General features: G+C 27.5%; 17 protein-coding genes. 15 read left to right on the forward strand and 2 right to left on the reverse strand.

Features of this window, described 5'->3' with window-relative positions:
- Positions 1–37 precede the first annotated feature (37 nt).
- Both AVANS_RS02225 and AVANS_RS02230 read right to left on the reverse strand, forming a co-directional pair.
- The gene (locus AVANS_RS02225; RefSeq protein ID WP_239818030.1) at positions 38–553 is read right to left on the reverse strand and encodes a hypothetical protein; all 516 of its coding nucleotides are present in this window, start codon (positions 551–553) and stop codon (positions 38–40) included.
- Positions 554–555: 2 nt separating this feature from the next.
- Positions 556–1635: a sialidase family protein gene (locus tag AVANS_RS02230; RefSeq protein WP_239818031.1), complete on the reverse strand. Its 1080-nt coding sequence runs from the start codon at positions 1633–1635 to the stop codon at positions 556–558.
- A 121-nt stretch (positions 1636–1756) separates the two neighbouring features.
- Here AVANS_RS02230 and AVANS_RS02235 point away from each other — a divergent pair, with 121 nt between their 5' ends.
- The 15 genes from AVANS_RS02235 to polA all read left to right on the forward strand — a co-directional run bounded on the left by AVANS_RS02235 (position 1757) and on the right by polA (position 16034).
- Positions 1757–2005, forward strand: a complete 249-nt coding sequence (locus AVANS_RS02235) for a hypothetical protein (protein WP_239818032.1) — start codon at positions 1757–1759, stop codon at positions 2003–2005.
- Between the two features lie 191 nt (positions 2006–2196).
- On the forward strand, positions 2197–4245 hold the full coding sequence (locus AVANS_RS02240; protein ID WP_239818033.1) for a TonB-dependent receptor: 2049 nt from the start codon (positions 2197–2199) through the stop codon (positions 4243–4245).
- Positions 4246–4369: 124 nt separating this feature from the next.
- Entirely contained in the window at positions 4370–6406 is a 2037-nt protein-coding gene (locus AVANS_RS02245) for a TonB-dependent receptor (protein WP_239818034.1), read from the forward strand.
- 9 nt (positions 6407–6415) lie between these two features.
- Positions 6416–6958: a PepSY-associated TM helix domain-containing protein gene (locus tag AVANS_RS02250; protein ID WP_239818035.1), complete on the forward strand. Its 543-nt coding sequence runs from the start codon at positions 6416–6418 to the stop codon at positions 6956–6958.
- 8 nt (positions 6959–6966) lie between these two features.
- A complete protein-coding gene (gene exbB / locus AVANS_RS02255) occupies positions 6967–7389 on the forward strand; it encodes a TonB-system energizer ExbB (RefSeq protein WP_239818036.1) in 423 nt (140 codons plus the stop codon).
- Positions 7376–7750 (forward strand): TonB system transport protein ExbD, encoded by a 375-nt coding sequence (gene exbD / locus AVANS_RS02260; protein ID WP_239818037.1) that lies wholly within the window; start codon positions 7376–7378, stop codon positions 7748–7750. The genes exbB and exbD overlap by 14 nt, the downstream gene beginning before the upstream one ends.
- Positions 7719–8390, forward strand: a complete 672-nt coding sequence (locus AVANS_RS02265) for a TonB family protein (RefSeq protein WP_239818038.1) — start codon at positions 7719–7721, stop codon at positions 8388–8390. The genes exbD and AVANS_RS02265 overlap by 32 nt, the downstream gene beginning before the upstream one ends.
- Before the next feature lie 94 nt (positions 8391–8484).
- Positions 8485–9006, forward strand: coding sequence for a thermonuclease family protein (locus AVANS_RS02270; RefSeq protein WP_239818039.1), 522 nt, complete (start codon positions 8485–8487; stop codon positions 9004–9006).
- Between the two features lie 53 nt (positions 9007–9059).
- The gene (locus tag AVANS_RS02275; RefSeq protein WP_239818040.1) at positions 9060–9215 is read left to right on the forward strand and encodes a YbdD/YjiX family protein; all 156 of its coding nucleotides are present in this window, start codon (positions 9060–9062) and stop codon (positions 9213–9215) included.
- 49 nt (positions 9216–9264) lie between these two features.
- On the forward strand, positions 9265–9396 hold the full coding sequence (locus AVANS_RS09545) for a hypothetical protein (protein WP_275583450.1): 132 nt from the start codon (positions 9265–9267) through the stop codon (positions 9394–9396).
- 160 nt (positions 9397–9556) lie between these two features.
- The gene (locus AVANS_RS02280; protein ID WP_239818041.1) at positions 9557–9955 is read left to right on the forward strand and encodes an Rrf2 family transcriptional regulator; all 399 of its coding nucleotides are present in this window, start codon (positions 9557–9559) and stop codon (positions 9953–9955) included.
- Positions 9955–12129 (forward strand): flagellar biosynthesis protein FlhA, encoded by a 2175-nt coding sequence (flhA, locus tag AVANS_RS02285; RefSeq protein ID WP_239818042.1) that lies wholly within the window; start codon positions 9955–9957, stop codon positions 12127–12129. The genes AVANS_RS02280 and flhA overlap by 1 nt, the downstream gene beginning before the upstream one ends.
- A gap of 11 nt (positions 12130–12140) precedes the next feature.
- A complete protein-coding gene (locus tag AVANS_RS02290) occupies positions 12141–13163 on the forward strand; it encodes a DHH family phosphoesterase (RefSeq protein WP_239818043.1) in 1023 nt (340 codons plus the stop codon).
- A complete protein-coding gene (locus tag AVANS_RS02295) occupies positions 13153–13368 on the forward strand; it encodes a hypothetical protein (protein WP_239818044.1) in 216 nt (71 codons plus the stop codon). The genes AVANS_RS02290 and AVANS_RS02295 overlap by 11 nt, the downstream gene beginning before the upstream one ends.
- 59 nt (positions 13369–13427) lie before the next feature.
- Positions 13428–16034: a DNA polymerase I gene (gene polA / locus AVANS_RS02300; protein ID WP_239818045.1), complete on the forward strand. Its 2607-nt coding sequence runs from the start codon at positions 13428–13430 to the stop codon at positions 16032–16034.
- The last annotated feature ends 10 nt before the right edge of the window (positions 16035–16044 follow it).

The raw sequence follows: 16044 nt of genomic DNA on the forward strand, positions 1-16044 counted from the left end.
TATCTAAAAAAATAATTAATTTATCACTAAATATCATTCATAAATTCACATATTTATTATTTTTAGCTCTTATGATTATAAAAATAAAAGAGATGAAAAGCGATAAAATATCAAAAAATAAATTAAATTTATTAATTACAAACATACTTACAAATAATGCTAATAAATAAACCAAAGCAAGGTTTTTATTAATAAAATAAGTAATCAAGCAAACTATCATAAGTGCTATTACATTAAAGCTACTATAAATATCAACGCTAATTATATTCAAATAAGCAAGTAAAAAAATAAAATTAATGCAAAACACAAACAAAGAGCTTTTAAAATCTATACACCTAGTTTGCTTAAAAATAATTAGCATTAGCAAATAAAGACTAATTATGCTTATATTTGAGAATATACTATAAGTAAAATCATTTATGCTTAGCTCATTATAGATATTTATATTTGTAAGAATTATTATAAAAAACATAGTAATAATTGACTTTATAGAATATTTTTTCACAAAAATTACAAAAATTGCTAGATAAAGTAAGGTATAAAGAGCGTGCATGCTTAATCCTTTAATAAATATTGTTTTAAATTAATAAAATCACGATTATGTGTATAAGAAATATAAAATGAATTATCATCATTAACAACACTTGCATAACTCATTTCGTCTCCTTTATCAATATCATAAAGCTTTGTAAAATTTGAGTTTTTGTCCATTAAAGCTAGGCTTAATGTATTTCGCAAGCCTGTTAAATCACTATTATAAACTAGATAGATTTTATTGTTTGCGTTAAATAAAGCCACTGAATTATCATAATTTTTAAGATTTGATTTTACTAAATCACTACATTTAAAGTATTTATCGCAAGTTAGAGTATATAAGTCATTATTAGCCTTTTTATCAGCTCTAAAAGTAAATAAGATTTTAGAATTATCTAAAGCCACAACGCTTGGTTGAAACAAGCCATTTTTGTTTGTAATCTTGTTAATTTTTAATAATTCTCCACTCTCATCAAAAACTAAAGCAAGAGAATATTTATTCAAAAGTTCATGATAAATAGGCAAAATAAAGCCTTGTTTATCGCTAAAGCTAATATTTATAGCATTGTTTTTCACCAAATGAGAGATATTTAAATAAGGGCTTAGATTAAGACTTTGTTTAAACTCAAAATCAATTATATTTATATCGCTTACATAATGATATATCTTGCTATTTGCCCAGCCGCCAAAACTAACGCCTACAACAAATAAATGAATTTTATCATTGCAAGTTACAAGAACAGGATTTCCTAATTTTTTGATATATTCTTTAGTATCACTCATGAGTTTTTGTCTATCTAGTAAAACAAATGCGTCACTGATTTTTTCATTATCTTTTAGATTTGCATATATTTTTACATCTTTAGCGCCTTCTTTAGAGCCTGCAAAATAAGTAATTAATAAATAATTATCTTTAAGCATTGTAAGGCTTGATGAGTGAAAACTTTTTGGATTTTTGGAGTTTGGGATTTGCTCGCTTTTTTCTTCTTTTATGTTTGTTTTTTGAAGGTTTGTATTTATTTCATATTCTAAATTTGAAAAATACCCCCCCCCCCATGCACAAATTATTGTGCTAATAAAAAATAAAATAAATTGTTTCATAATTTCCTTTCAAAATGATTTTGCTTAATCTAATACATAATTATTAATGTTTAGATTAAAAAAGGAATTTGAATAATTGTTTAATTAGTTTATAATGTTTAAAACTATTAAAGGATTTAACATGCAAAAAGAAAAAAGAACTAAGAAGTTTTTAAACTCAGTAGATATTACATTTTTTTTATTTTTATGCTTTTATATTAGCATTGACCCATATCAAAACGGAATAAATCAATCAAACATCGCAGCATTTTTACCAACAATTGCTGTTTTACTTCTAATGATTGCAAAAAACTTAAAAGAAAACGAAGTAATAGACCTTGAAAACAAACTAAAAGAAAAAGAAGAAGAGCTAAACAAACTTAAAAAGTAAATTCCTAATTCAAATTCCTTTGAAAATATAATAAATTTTTAAAGGAATTTATTAATAATCATTATAAGAATTAATATATTTTAATAATTAATATAACCTTAATTTAATAATAAAATTAAAATGATAATAAATTTTAATATTAACTTTTTTTATTATAGAATATCATTTTTATTATCAATTAAGGAGAAATCTTGAAAAAAACTTTTAAACTATCATTAGTTTTATGTTTAATGGGAGGAGGTATTAATTTAGCAGCTAATGATAATGCTACACTTGATACTATTGAAGTAAATGCGAATGCTATTGGTTATTCTAGTCTTGATTCGTTTGATATTAGCAATAAAAATGCTTCTCATATAAGAGATATTATGCGTGATATTCCTGGCGTTTATGTTGGTGGTACAAATAATTTAAACCAAAAACTTTATATGCGTGGTGTAAATGATAGGGGTATTAATATTACAATAGATGGTGCAAGACAGCGTGGAAATGTGTTTCATCATTCAGCTGATTTGATTTTAGATACTGATTTATTAAAATCAGTTGATGTTGGCGTAGGTGTGTTAAGTGTTGTAAATAGCTCTGGTGCTTTAGGTGGTTCGGTTGCATTTACTACTGCAAACGCATTTGATTTACTTGAAGATGGAAGCAATTTCGGTGGTAAAATCAAAACTTCTTATTCAAGCAATAATAAAGAATGGCAAAAGTCATTAACATCATACGGACAATACAACGGTTTTGGTTTATTAGGCTATGTAAATCATAAAGATTATGGATATGGCAAAGACGGCAATGGCAATGAAATAGGTGGAGATGGAAAAGACCTTAGCTATTTAATTAAAGCAAGCTTAGAAAAAGATGATAGCAAAGCAAATCTTAGTTTAGAGCATAATGAATATAAGGGTTTATATCCATTTAGAGCTGAATTTGGTGGAACTAACGCAGTTACAAAACAAAGATCGCAAGATTTAATAAATCAAAAAATGCTAAGAGACACCTATACAGCAAATTATAATTATAATCCTAGCGAATTAGTAGATTTAAACTTAAGAGCGTATTTAACTGAACACAGATTAAAATGGCTACCTTTTAGTGATGAATATGTGAAAGCAAACAACACTAGCACTAGAATTTTTGATGGTGGCGTAAGAACTTATGGTGTGTATTTGAATAATAAATCTATATTAGAAAATAGTGGATTTACACATACTTTTAAATATGGATATGAATTTTACAATACAAGCTCATTTATGAAAGAAAGCGGTAGCAAATCTTTAGATGCAAGTGGCAATCTAGTTACTAAAAATGTAAATCTAGCACCTAACGATAAAGCACAAAACCATTCATTCTATATAGAAGATACAATAGCTTATGGTAATTTAAGCGTAATTCCTGGAATTAGATTTGATTATTTTAAATTAACAACTCTTGCTGATAATTTAAAACAAACTTCTTATTCTTTTAAAAACGTTTCTCCTGCTATTGCAGTTGATTACAAGTTTAATAATGGCTTTAATTTATTTGCAGGGTATTCAAAAGTATTTAGAGGACCAGATCCGATTGAGTCTTTAAGACTTACAGAAGGTCAAGCTGCATCTATTATAGCTTCAAAAGATTTAGAGCCTGAAACAGGACATGCAAAAGAAATAGGATTTGGTTATAAGAATAGTTTTGATAGCCACAATGTAAATTTTATAGCTAAATACTTCCACACAGAATACCAAAATTTAATCAAAGAAATGGTTAGTACAACTGGTAAAAAAGGCGATCCAAGTTATGCTCGTGTTAATGGCGGTAAAGCAAATGTAAGTGGATTTGAACTTTTTGCAGGTTATAGCTATGAAGATTTTAAAACAAGCATAAGTTATACAACTCAAAAAACAGATTTAAGAAACAAAAACGACATTAAAGGTGGTGTTTTAGCATATAGCGATAGTGGCGATAAATATACATTTAATGCAGAATATTTCATTAGACCTATTGATTTAAACATAGGTTATAACTTGATTTATGTAACAAGTAAAAATATTGAAACTTTTGTGAAACCTAGTTATGCAGTAAGTGATGTTTATTTAAGTTATACACCTAGCTTTGCAAAGGGCTTAGAGCTTAATTTAAGCGTTAATAATATTTTCAATAAAGCATATTATTCACATTCACAAAGAGCATTTGGTAGTGATTCAAGAAACGATTGGGAAGCTGGTCGTGATGTAAGAATTAGCTTTAGCTATAAGTTTTAATATTATTTAAATTTGCGATTTAGAAATAAGTCGCAAATTATATAATGATAATAATTTTAAGTATATTTTAAGATTGTTATGTTTTAATAAAAATTTTTATAATTACTATCATAAAAGGATATGAATGTTTAAGAAAAAGTTAGCATTTTCTATGTTTTTACTTACAAGTAATTTTATCTTTGCTAATGAAAATATTATTTTAGATGAAGTTGTGGTAACTGCTAGTGGATATGAGCAAGATATCAAAAACGCACCTGCAACTATAAATATAATCACTCAAGATGATATAAAAAGCAAAAATATCCAAGATTTAGGACAAGCTTTAAAAAATATTGCAGGAATTGATGTAAGCTTTAACAATCAAGGAACTAGCAATTTTAGTATTCGTGGTTTTGGTAAGGATTATGTATTAGTTTTAGTAGATGGGAAAAGAAAAAACAGCATAGCAGGATTTTTTGACCACGATATTAGCCCAAGCGATGGTTTTGCAATTCCACCGATTGAAGCAATAGAAAGAATTGAAGTAATAAAAGGTGCTAGCTCAACTTTATACGGAAGTGATGCAGTAGGTGGTGTAATCAATATAATTACTAAGAAAAATACAAATAAATTTTATGCAAGTTTAAAGTTAAATACCCTTATAAACCAGCATAGTAAGTATGCAAATAGCGGTGGTTTTGAAACATTTTTAAACATTCCTATAACTGATAATTTTAGTTCAAGCTTTAGAGCAAAGTATTATAAAAAAGGTGCTTCAAAATTAGTTTATCCTAATGGTATTTTAGCAAGTAATCAAGGGGATAAATTACAAAATTATAATATAGGAACTAGACTTAATTATAATTTTTTAGACAATCATAATATATATTTTGATTATGAAAGAATTAATTCAGAGATTTTTTATATATCAGATAAGAGCGAAGAAAGAGATAAAAAAGTAATTCAAGATAATTTCGCATTAGATTATAAAGGCGAGATTGATACTACAAGTATAAATAGCTTTGCACAAACTAATCTAATAAAAGATAAAAGCGCTAATTCAAAAGGTAAAACAATAGTAATTGATAATAAGCTAATTCATCCTTTTGATTTTGATAAGTTTGGCATTGCGACTTTAAGTGCTGGGATTAATTATCAATATGAAGATTATAAGGGCGAAAGTGAAAATGAAAGTAAAATGCTAAATGATAAGAAATTAAGTCAGAAAACTTATTCGCCATATTTAGAATTAGAATATTTTTTGCCAGAAAATCTAACTATTACTCAAGGTTTAAGATATACAAAAAGCAATTTATTTGATAAAGAAATAAGCCCTAGAATTTATGCTAGTTATAATCTAAATGATAATTTTACTATTAAAGGTGGGGTTTCAAAAGGTTATAAATTACCAAAAATTAAAGAAATTTATAATGGCTTATTAGGAACAGTAAGAAGTGGTGGCAGAAATATTTATGGTAATCCTAATTTAAAGCCAGAAAATAGTATTAATTATGAATTAGGATTTTATGTTGATTATTTGGATAATAATTTTAGTGTAGTTGGATTTATTACAAAGCTTAAAAACGAAATAGCTCAAGAAAGATTTTCAGATGGTGATTTAATGCCAAATGGCTTAATTTGTGAAAAGCCAGCAAGCGCAAGAAATAATCACAAAGTTTGCAGAATTCCTATCAATAAAGATAAAAACACTACAAAAGGAATCGAACTAAGCTTTAAGAGCGCTAGTTTTAATGGCTTTAGTATTAATTCAAGTTATACATTTATGAATAAAACTTACGATGATAAAGAGAATAGATTTGGCACAAATAGGGTCGAAGGCTTGCCAAAGCATATAATTAACGCAACGCTAAATTATAAAAAAGATAAATTCTCATCATTTTTTCAAGCAAATGCTAGGCTTAATACATTAAAAGACTTTAGTGAAGCACCTATAAATAAGCCTAAATATAAAGATTTTTATACATTTGATTTAGGTTTTAATTATGATTTTACAAAGAATTCATCGCTTTCTTTTGTAGTTTATAACATTTTTGATAAGAATTACTTTAGTCCTTACGAATATGAAACAGGACAAAGAACAAAAACTATGGTTTGGGGCAATGAATATGAAGATTACACTAATAGAAGAAGCTTTTATTTAAGTTTCAAATATGATTTTTAAGGATAAATAATGATTAGTAATAAAACTTGGATGAAAATACATTTGTATTTAAGCTTATTTTTCTTGCCGATGGCATTAATTTATGCTGTTACGGGAGCTTTTTATATTTTTGGTTACGGAGTAAATGCTGGAGCAAATACTTTAGAAATTAAAATAAAAGATGAGGTAAATCACAATAACGCTAAAGATATAATGATAAATCTTATTAAAGAAAATAATTTAAAAATGCCAGATGATACAAGTGTAAAATTTGCAAGAAATACTTATTCTATGGGAACTTTAAATAATAAATACTTGATTAAATTAGGTAAAGATGAACATAGATTTTTATCTTTTGATAGGAATTTATATGGTGTTTTATTGCTTTTGCATAAATCTAATGGCGGATTTTGGTTTGATATTTTAGCAGTTGGTTTTGCTGTTGCTTTAGTGATTTTTTATATCTCAGGGCTTTTTTTAACAGCGTTTTGTAAAAGAGATAAAAAGGGTGCTTTAATATCTACAATTTTAGGCATTGTTATTACAGCATTATGTGTTTATTTTAGTATTTAGGAGAAGAGATGGAATTTTTAAAAGAATATTTGGATTATTTTGTTTTTGCTATTTTGTTTTTTATGAGTTTTTTAGTTTTAGCATTTAGTATTGAAAGGCTTATATTTTTTAGCAATGTAAAGGTAAATAATTATAAAAATAAAAATGAGTTAGAAGTAGCGCTTAGCAAAAATCTTACCTGTCTTTACATCGTTTATCAAAATGCACCTTATATCGGGCTTTTAGGCACGGTTATTGGAATTATGATTACTTTTTATGATATGGCAAATGCTGCTAGCATGGATGCAAAAAACATTATGCTAGGACTTTCACTTGCTCTTAAAGCAACGGCACTTGGACTTGTTGTAGCAATTCCTACTCTTATGATATACAACGCTTTTAATAGAAAAGTAGAAGTAAAATTAGCAGAGTTTGGCAATGAGAGTAAATAAAGAAGGCTTAAATCTAGTTCCATTCATTGATATTATGCTGGTTTTACTATGTATTGTGCTAAGTGTTAGCACTTTTATAGCAGAAGAAAAAATCGCTATAAACTTACCAAAATCAGAAAATAGTGTAAGTGTAGAAGATAAGCAAAAGACTTTTATTAGTATTAATGAAAATGGTGAGTTTTTTTACAATGACAAAGCTTTAAACTACGAAGAACTAAAGTCTAGCTTAAATAATATAAGTAAAGATGAAATAATTATTTTACGCTCAGACGAAAACGCTAGTTATAAGTATTTTGTAATGGTAATAGATTTGTTAAAAGAATTAAGACATGAAAATTTCGCTATTGCAACACAAAAATAAAATCGCATTTTTTATCTCCTTTTTAATTCATGCGATTTTGTTGGTGTATTTTTTAAAATTCGATGTAAAGGCAAGTGAGATTAAGAATGATAAGGCATTATCGGTGCTTTTTTATACTCCTAGCGTAGCTATTAAAGAAGAAGTGATTAAAGAAGAGATTATAGAAGAGCCGCTAGCTATTAAGAAAAAACATTTCAAAAAGCCAAAAAAGGAATTTAAAAAAGAAAGAAAAAAGGAAGTAAAAAAAGAAATTAAAGAAGAACAAGTAATTAAAGAAGAAGCAAAACAAGAAATAAACGAAGTAAATAATCAAGTAAGCAATATAAAGGATAATAAGCCAAGCAATGAAACAATGGCTGGTGGAAATACTAAAGATGAGCTTATATCTCATATACAATCAGTATTGAATAAAAGTGCTAAGAAAAATTATCCTATGAGTTCTAGAAAAAGAAGAGAACAAGGAATTGTGGTTGTTGGATTTACTTATGATTATGGAAATGCAAGAAATATAAAAATTATCAAAGCATCAAAATACGAAAACTTAAATCAAGCAGGTATTAAAAGCGTAGAAAATGCTAAATTTAAAAGATATGATAGAATTTTAGATATTAGCGTTCCACTTAAATTTAGCCTACATTAAAATAAATTCCTATTTTAAGAATTTGAAATAGGAATTACACTGCAATATTAAATAATTTTATTATTATATGCAATAAAAATTATAAGGATAAATTATGAAAAAACCCACAAAAGCACAAATGAAATTAATTCAAAAACTACCATTTAAATATCAAATAATAGCTTTAATTATATTTTTAGTTGTTGCAAATTTTTCTTATTTTAGCTCTTTTACTAAAGAATATTCACTAGAGCATGTAAGTGATGGAGATACTATAACCTTACTTACAAAAGGAGAAAAAATAAAAGTTAGATTTTATGGTATAGACGCACCTGAGAGTGCTCAAGAATACGGGCAGTTTTGTAAAGATATGTTAGGAGATTTTTTAAAAGGAAAAGAGATTAAATTAGAAATAAAAGATAAGGATAAATACGGAAGAGTAGTAGGTATAGTTTATGCGAATAATGAAGATATAAACCAAAAAATGGTAAGAAATGGATGTGCTTGGTCTTATCAAAATTACACTAAAAAATATTTAGAAGATGAAAAATATGCAAGAGCAAACAAATTAGGCTTATGGCAAAGCAAAAACCCACAAAATCCAAGAGATTTTAGATTAGAACATAAAAGAAATTAATTAGCAAATATTTTATGCTATCTTTTAATTTTAAATTATAACAAGGAGTAGCTATGGGATTTTTTGACAAAATAAAAGCAGCTTGTGGAATTCCTGATTATGAAGCTTACTTAAAAGAGCATAAGGAAAAGCACCCAAACGAAGAGCCTTTAAGCAAAGAAGAGTTCTTAAAGCGTGAAAAAGAACGCCTTAACTCAAATTGTGCTTGAGGTTAATTAAGAAGCAAGTTTGCTTATACAAGTTAATTAAGGACAAGCAATGTTTAAGAAAATTTTAGAAGTTTTTAAAACAAAAACACAAAGCTATGAAAGCTATTTAGCAGAGTGTGAAAAAAATGGCGTAAAGCCAAAAAGTAAAGAAGAATTTCAAGCAGTTAAAAAAAGTTGCTGAATATTTAAAAGAAACTAGTTAGTTTATACAAAAATCTCCTTTTTTAGGAGATACTTTACTCTTAGCTTTACTGATAAAGCTAATCAATAATCACTATAATTTAATTCGTGTATTAAATAAAAAAAGTTAAGATTTATATAAAAAATATTTAAGGAAAATTATGTTATTTACAAGAGCAAGTGAGTATGCTTTAATTAGTTTAATTTATATAGCAAAACATCAAAGCCCAGTTGATGTAGATACTTTATCAAATGAATTAAATATACCAAGAAGTTTTTTAGCAAAAATTTTACAAAATCTAGCAAGAGCTGATATTTTAAAATCCTATAAAGGTATAAATGGCGGCTTTATTTTAGCAAAAGATGCAAGTAAAATAAATATAAAAGATGTGATAATTTCGGCTGAGAAAAAAGAGCCTTTAGTATTTGAATGTAGTGGCGATGATAAATGCCCTAATAATAGGCATGATACTTGCAAGATTTATCCAATAATCAATAATCTTCAGAATAAAATTAATGTGTTTTTAACAAATATTACGCTTGAACAGATTTTAAAATAATGGCAGGACAGACAAAAAGTATAGGGGAATTAGTAGCTCCGTATTTAGCACCGGTGCTAAAATTCAAAAGCCTTACAATGGTGTTTTTAATAGTTGCTATTTTAGCAATTATTATTGTTCCATTGCCTTCGGGAATACTTGATTTTTGTCTTGCTTTAAGTATTGCAATATCGGTGCTTATGATATTGATTTCAATGTATATACCAAAGCCAACTGATCTTACAACCTTTCCTACCTTAATATTGGTAATTACTCTTTTTAGATTAAGTCTAAACATAGCAACAACAAGAATGATTTTAAGCAAAGGTCATGAAGGACCTGCTGCAGTTAGCGATATAATCGCAAGTTTTGGCGAATTCGTTGTAGGTGGAAATTATGTAATAGGGGTGGTTGTTTTTTGTATATTAGTTTTAATTAATTTCATGGTTGTAACAAAGGGTTCAACTCGTGTAAGCGAAGTTCAAGCAAGATTTACACTAGACGCAATGCCAGGAAAGCAAATGGCAATTGATGCGGACTTAAACGCAGGTCTTATTACAGAAGAACAAGCTAGAGAAAGACGCCAAGAAATCATAGGAGAAGCAAACTTCTATGGAGCTATGGATGGATCTTCTAAGTTTATTAAGGGTGATGCGGTAGCTGGTATTATTATTACTATCGTTAACGTTGTTGGTGGCTTAATGATAGGTATGTTTCAGCATGATATGGATATTTCGCTAGCAGCTTCTTATTATACTATTTTAACAATAGGCGATGGTCTAGTATCTCAAATACCAGGTCTTATTACTTCAACTGCAACAGCGATAATAATTACTCGTGCAAGTAAAGAAGAAAAACCGTTTGCTGAAAAATCTTTAGAGCAATTATTTGGCGATGCTCAAACATTGTTTATAGTAGGCTTTATTTTATTTGTTTTTGCTTTAGTTCCTGGTCTTCCTACGCTTTCTTTGGGTTTTATGGCTTTTGTCTTTTCTGGTTTAGGCTATTTAATGCTTAAAACTAAAGATGAAAATTTCTTAAAGACAAAAACAAAGCCAAAAACACAAGCAGGACAACAAGCGCCTACAAGTGCAGGTGCAACACCAAGCACACCACCTAAAAAGAGTGAAGCAGAAATTGCAGCTGAAAGAAAGAAAAAGACAGAAGATAGCTTAAAACTTGAAATGTTAGAGCTTCAAATAGGTTATTCTTTGCTTAAAATTGCTGAAAATGACTTAGTAGATAGAATTCCTACAATGCGTCAAACAATAGCTAAAAACTTAGGCTTTTTAATGCAAGATATAAGAATTACTGATAACTTGCAGTTACAACCTAATGAATATTGCTTTATTATAAGAGGAATTCCTGTTGCAAAAAATATTATTTATCCTGATAAATTTTTGGCAATTGATAATGGTTTTGATGAAACTGATGAGCTTGAAGGTATTGAAGTGATTGAGCCTGCTTTTGGTTCAAAAGCTATTTGGATTGATCCAAGCGAGAAAAACAAAGCTACTATGAGTGGTTATGTTGTAGCTCATCCAGGAGCTGTGATTTGTACTCATATTAGTGAATTAATCAAGCAAAATGCTGCCGAGCTTTTAACTTTACAAGAAGTGCATTATTTATTAGAAAAATTAAAAGCAACCCAAAGCATTGTTGTAGATGAATGCTTAAAAGTAGCTCCTATTAGCTTAATTCAAAAGGTTTTAAGACAATTATTAAAAGATCAAATCCCTATTAAAGATATGGGAAGTATTTTAGAACAAATCATAGTTTTAGCAAAAGTTACTCAAGACGAAGATATTATAACCGATCATGTAAGAGTTGCTTTAAATAGGGTTATTACTAATTTATATTTAGATGAGAACGGCACTTTACAATTTTACGCATTTTCAAATAAGGTAAATGCAAGATTGCAAGAAATGTTAGTAACAAATAAATTAGGAAATATTACCTTGGCTATTAACATGGAGCAAACTCATGCACTATATACTGCATTAAACGATAAGGTAAATGAGCATTATAGTATGCAATCTAGTGCTTTTGTATTATTAGTAGAATCTAATGTAAGAAGAAAAATAGCTGAAATTTGTATGAAATATGGCTTAAAGCAAGTTGTTGTATTAGCGTTTTCAGAAATGGCAAATAATACAAACTTTAATAACTTAGGCAATATTGATGCAGATATTTAGAAAGGAAAATAATGAAGATATATCACTTAAGCCATACTGATTTAGATGGATATGGCTGTCAATATGTAGTAGCTAATTATTTTAAAAATTGTGAATTTTATAATTCTAATTATGGCAAAGAAATTGAAGAAAGATTTGATGAAATCATACAAAAAATAGAAGCAAATCCAAATGAATTAGCACTTATTTTAATAACCGATGTAAATCCAGTTGATAGTGTTTGCGAAGATTTTAGCAATAGGGTTGCAAAGTTAGAAAATGCTAAATTATTATTACTAGATCATCACCAAACAGGCAAGGCTTGTATGGAAAAATATCCGTGGTATTTGCTAGATAGCTCAAGGTGTGCTACTAAGATTACTTATGATTTTTTTAGCAAAATTTTTGGCGAAGATAAAGAGCTTAGTTTAATGGTTGATATTATTAATAGTATTGATATTTGGCTAAGTGATAATAAGCATTTTGAACTGGGCAAAATTTTAATGCAAATAATTGCAAGTAGTAAAGAGATTAATAGAGTTATGTTTTCTAAGCAAAACCATGCTTATATGTTCTTTTTATTAAATAAAGCTAAAGAATTTTTTCACCTAAATGAGCCACATATTGCATTAGAAGATGCAACACATAAAATTAAAAAAGAGTTCTTTAAAAGCAATAAAAACGATACTTTATGCAATCTAATAAGTGATTATTTAGTAAGAATTTTAAGCGAAAACAAAGAAGATTACACAATATATTATAAAGACAAAAAAGGCTTATTAGTTTATGATATAGGCAATGTTAGCGTAATAGGTAATGATTTTTTAGTTAAAAATCCTGAATATGATTTCTTTTTAGAAATAAATCCAGGCAAGAAAATATCTCTTAGAGCAAATAATAAAATAGATGTAAGTTTATTTGCTAAGACTGCATTTAATGGTGGCGGACACGCTAATGCAAGTGGCGGAATATTTTCATCTTATAAAGATTCTAATGTATATTCTAAAATCTACGAACAAACTAAAACTTATTTGGAGAAATTTAATGAAAAATGAAGAAATTGAAGATTTAATGCTAGAAATTGCTTTAATGCATAAAGCAGCTTTATATTATGCAGGAGTTAAGGAAAATTGTTTAGAAAAAGCAGCTTTTGCATATCTTGAATTAATTGATGAGGTTGATTGCGAAGATGACTTCGAACTTATTATAAAAACGATGGAATTATTAAAGAAAAAACACCCTGAGTTTTTTAATAATTAATCTAAAGAATTTGAAATAGGAATTTCAAATTCTTAAAATCTACTTTAAAGGTTGCTAATATGAAAAAATTAATTGTAATTGATACTTTAAACGTTTTATTTCGTTCATACTATGCTATGAGAAATTTAAGAAGTGCAAAAGATGAAAAACCAATAGGAATGATTTTTGGTTTGCTTAACTTTATTTTAAAAATCGTTGAAGAAGTTGAATGCGATTATGTAGTATTTGCACTAGATAGCTCAGGTGGTTCGTTTAGAAAAGAGCTTTTGCCAGACTATAAAGCAAATAGAAAAGAATTAGAAGATGATTTAAGAGTTCAGATTCCAATTTGTATTGAGCTTATTAAAAAATCAGGATTTTTAAGCATAGAAGTATCAAATTACGAAGCTGATGATGTAATAGCAAGTGTTGCAAAATACGCAAAAGAAAAAGGCTTATTTACAAGCATTTATTCAACCGATAAAGACCTTTATCAATTACTTGATGATAATAATACCGAGCTAATAGGCAAAAATTATGAAATTATTAATGAATTAGCGTGTTTAGAAAAATTCGGAGTAAAGCCTAATCAAATGCTAGATTATTTAACATTGGTAGGCGATAGTGCAGATAATTTTAAAGGTATTCCAGGCATAGGTCCAGTTGCTGCGAAGAAATTATTAAATGAATACGGAAGCCTTGATAATGTATATAAAAATTTAAATGTTTTAGGTAATAAAAGCTCACAAAAAAAACTAATAGAGCATAAAGAAGACGCAATTTTATCTAAGAAATTAGCAAAATTAGTTGATGATTTGCCTTTAGGAGATTTCTTAGAAAGTGCTAGAAAACCTAGTATAAATGTATTTAATAATATAGCTGATGAATTAAGAGAATTTGAATTATTTAAGTTTTTAAAGCTAATAAACAATGAAGTAAAAGTAGAAAAACAAAAAGAAATATCAATGGATTTTAATGCTATTTTATTAGATACAAAAGAAGAATTATTTAAAGTTGTTGATAGTATTAATGGCGTAATAGGTTTTGATACAGAAACAACGGGGCTTAATTTTGATGATAAGATTGTTGGTTTTTCATTTTGCTATGAGAACAATAGTTATTATGTGCCGATTTTGCATAAAAACTCAAAAAATATTTCAAAAGAAGATGCAATTAAAGCTATTGCAAAATTATTTGAAAACGAAATCATAGGACATAATTTAAAGTTTGATTTAAAAATGCTTTCAAATGATTTAGGAATTAATTTTCCAAAAAATTATAAAGATAGTATGATAGCAGCTTGGTTGCTTGATCCAAGTTCAAAATTTTCTCTTGATTTTTTAGCTAAAGAATATTTTGATTATTCTTGCTTAGCTTTTGAAGAAGTGGTAAAAAAGGGCGAAAATTTTAGCGATATTGATACAGCTTTAGCTTGTAAATACGCAAGTGAAGATGCATTCATTACAAAAGCTATTTATGAATATGCGTATTCAAAATTAGATGATGAGCGTAAAAAAGATTTTGTTTATGAATGTGAGTTTATTAAGGTTTTAATTTCTTTAGAAACTAATGGAATTAGTCTTAATAAAAATAAATTATTAGAATTAAAAACAATCTTAGAAAATAATTTAAAAGAATTAGAAGAGCAAGTATTTAGCGAAGTTGGCGAAAGCTTTAATCTAAATTCTCCTAAGCAATTAAAAGAGATTTTATATGAGAAATTAGCACTCCCTAATAATTATAAAGGCTCAACAAACGAAGAAGCATTGCAAAACCTAGCTCATCCTGTGGCTAAAATAATCTTAGAATATAGAAGTGCTAATAAGGTTTTAAGCACTTATGTTCTACCTTTACTTGAGTTAAATACAAATAATGAAGATGAATTTATAGTTCGCTCAAATTTCTTACAAACAGGAACAGCTACTGGAAGACTTAGCTCAAATAATCCAAATTTACAAAACATTCCAGCAAGAAGCAAATATGCTAATTTATTAAAAGAAGCTTTTGTTGCAAAGCAAGGATATTCTTTTATAAGTCTTGATTATTCTCAAATAGAATTAAGAATGCTTGCTCATTTTAGTAAAGATGAAAATTTATTAAAAGCCTTTTTATTAGATGAAGATATTCATACAAGAACGGCGATTGAGATTTTTAAAGAAAGCGATAAAGAAAAGAGAAATTATGCAAAAAGCATAAACTTTGGTTTAATTTATGGAATGGGTGCAAGGCGTCTTAGTGAAGAGCTAAAAATACCTTATAGCGAAGCTAGTGAATATATCAAAAAATACTTTAATTCTTTTAGTAGTATTAAAGATTACTTTGAAAATACAAAAAAACAAACAAAAGATTTAGGTTATATAAAAACTCTTTTAGGTAGGAAGAGATTTTTTAAATATACAAATGATATAAAGGTTAATAACGCACACGATAGAGAATGTATAAATAGTATTTTGCAAGGCTCGGCTGCTGATTTAATTAAATTAGCTATGATTAAACTTTATCCATATTTAAATAAAGAAATTAAATTAATTTTGCAAATTCATGATGAATTAATATTTGAAGTAAAAGACGAAAGAGTTTTAGAGTTTTCTAAAATAGCTCGTAATATTATGGAAAATGCTTATGGATTAAATGTAAAGCTTAAAACTAGCCTTAGTGTAGGCAAAAGTTGGGCAGAGTTAAAATAAAGGGGACAAA

This window comes from Campylobacter sp. RM5004, assembly GCF_022369455.1.
In the GTDB taxonomy this organism is placed as follows: domain Bacteria; phylum Campylobacterota; class Campylobacteria; order Campylobacterales; family Campylobacteraceae; genus Campylobacter_E.